Genomic DNA, 1,826 nt, shown 5'->3' on the forward strand with positions numbered 1-1,826 from the left:
GGCTCGGCGGTGGCGTCGGGGACGGCGGGGCCACGGCCCGGGACCTCCGGCGGGACCGTCCTCGGTCCCTGCGGGCCCGGCCGGCTGTGCCTCTGGCCGAAGCCCGACTTCAAGGGCCGGGTGCGGACCCACGAGCTGGCGACCACGGACGTCGACAGCTGTGTCGCCCTGCCCGCCGGCACCTCGGCGCAGTCCCTGGTCAACCGGACCGGCCGCCCGGTGACGACCTACCAGTCCGCCGAGTGCGCGGAGACGGGGGAGTTCGAGACCTACCCGGGACGCGGCGTCTGGGTGCCGCAGTCGCCCTACGAGGTCAGAGCGTTCAAGATCTGGGAGCGCTAGGGGAGGGGACCGCCTGGAGGTCCGGCGGGGAGAGGCGCGCGACTTCGGCGCGCAGCTCCCGGACCTCCTGGGTCAGCGCCTCCAGGAGTTCGGTCTGGCGGCGTTCCACGGCGTCGTCGCGCTCGAAACGGGAGATGAACCAGGCCGCGATGTTGGCGGTGACGACACCGAGCAGCGCGATCCCCGAGAGCATCAGGCCGACGGCGAGGACCCGGCCGAGGCCCGTGGTGGGGGCGTGGTCGCCGTAGCCGACGGTGGTCATCGTCGTGAAGGACCACCAGACCGCGTCCCCGAGGGTCTTGATGTTGCCGTCCGGGGCGTCCCGCTCCACGTGCAGCACGGCCAGCGAGCCGAACATCATCAGCCCCACCACCGCGCCCGCCACGTAGGTGGTGAGCGTGATCTGCGGGGCCATCCGGGCCCGCCGGCCCACGAGGAGGAGGGTGGAGACGAGACGCAGCAGCCGCAGCGGCTGCACCAGCGGCAGCAGGACGGCGAGCAGATCGAGGGGGTGGGAGCGGACGAACGCCCAGCGGGCCCGGGCGAGCGAGAACCGGACGGCGTAGTCCAGGGCGAACGCGGCCCACACCGCCCACTCGACCAGGCCGCACACCCGGTGCACCCAGGGCGCCGCCCCGGGGGCCACGATCGGCACGGCGTACGCCACGGCGAACGCCACCGCCAGCACCAGCAGGGGCGCCCGGGTGCTCTCTTCCCAGCGCACCCTGAGGGGCCGCTCCTTCATGACGGACATGACGGGCATCGTAAGGAATGCCGAAGGGCGGCGGGACCACCGGTCCCACCGCCCTCACCACCGGCCACCGGACAAGCCACGCAGCCGGGCCCTGCTCTCCGCGGCCACGGTGACGCCCCGGTCTCTCAAGGGCGGCGGTTCCGTCCCCGTGCGGAGCCGCACCCCGCCCGCGGGGTACGGGTGCGGCCCGGGCGGTCCCGCCCGGGCGTGGCCACCGTCAGGCGTCGCCCCCGGCGGGGCCCGGGTCGGCGGCCGCCACGTCGAGCAGCTGGTAGCGGTCGACGGCCTGCTTCAGGGCCGAGCGGTCGACCTTGCCCGCACGGGCCAGCTCGGTCAGCACGGCCAGGACGATCGACTGGGCGTCGATGTGGAAGTAGCGGCGGGCCGCGCCGCGCGTGTCGGCGAAGCCGAAGCCGTCCGCGCCGAGCGAGGTGTACGGACCCGGGACCCACCGGGAGATCTGGTCCGGCACCGACCGCATCCAGTCCGAGACCGCCACGAACGGGCCCTCGGCGCCCTGGAGCTTCCGCGTCACGTACGGGACGCGCTGCTCCTCGTCGGGGTGCAGCAGGTTGTGCTCCTCGACGGCCACGGCGTCGCGGCGCAGCTCGTTCCAGGAGGTCGCGGACCAGACGTCGGCCCGCACGTTCCACTCCTCGGCGAGGATCCGCTGCGCCTCGATCGCCCACGGCACGGCGACACCCGAGGCCATGATCTGCGCCGGGATCGC

2 protein-coding genes and 1 pseudogene are annotated in these 1,826 nt (G+C 74.3%); 1 reads left to right on the plus strand and 2 read right to left on the minus strand.

Annotation, left to right across the window (positions count from 1 at the left end):
* Positions 1-9 precede the first annotated feature (9 nt).
* Positions 10-342, plus strand: coding sequence for a peptidase inhibitor family I36 protein (locus tag RIF68_RS35700; RefSeq protein ID WP_309055776.1), 333 nt, complete (start codon positions 10-12; stop codon positions 340-342).
* Here the strand turns inward: RIF68_RS35700 and RIF68_RS35705 are convergent.
* Together RIF68_RS35705 and RIF68_RS35710 are read right to left on the minus strand one after the other, a co-directional pair.
* Positions 323-1,087 (minus strand): potassium channel family protein, encoded by a 765-nt coding sequence (locus RIF68_RS35705; RefSeq protein WP_309055778.1) that lies wholly within the window; start codon positions 1,085-1,087, stop codon positions 323-325. The genes RIF68_RS35700 and RIF68_RS35705 overlap by 20 nt on opposite strands.
* Positions 1,088-1,313: 226 nt before the next feature.
* A pseudogene (locus RIF68_RS35710) lies at positions 1,314-1,826 on the minus strand (pyruvate dehydrogenase (acetyl-transferring), homodimeric type); the annotation flags it as partial.

It is taken from the genome of Streptomyces sp. (genome assembly GCF_031178505.1).
Classification (GTDB): Bacteria; Actinomycetota; Actinomycetes; order Streptomycetales; family Streptomycetaceae; genus Streptomyces; species Streptomyces gulbargensis.

Excerpts from the sequence above, each read along its gene's own strand:
- RIF68_RS35705 (WP_309055778.1), bottom strand. The coding sequence starts at position 1,087 with ATGAAGGAGCGGCCCCTCAGGGTGCGCTGGGAAGAGAGCACCCGGGCG.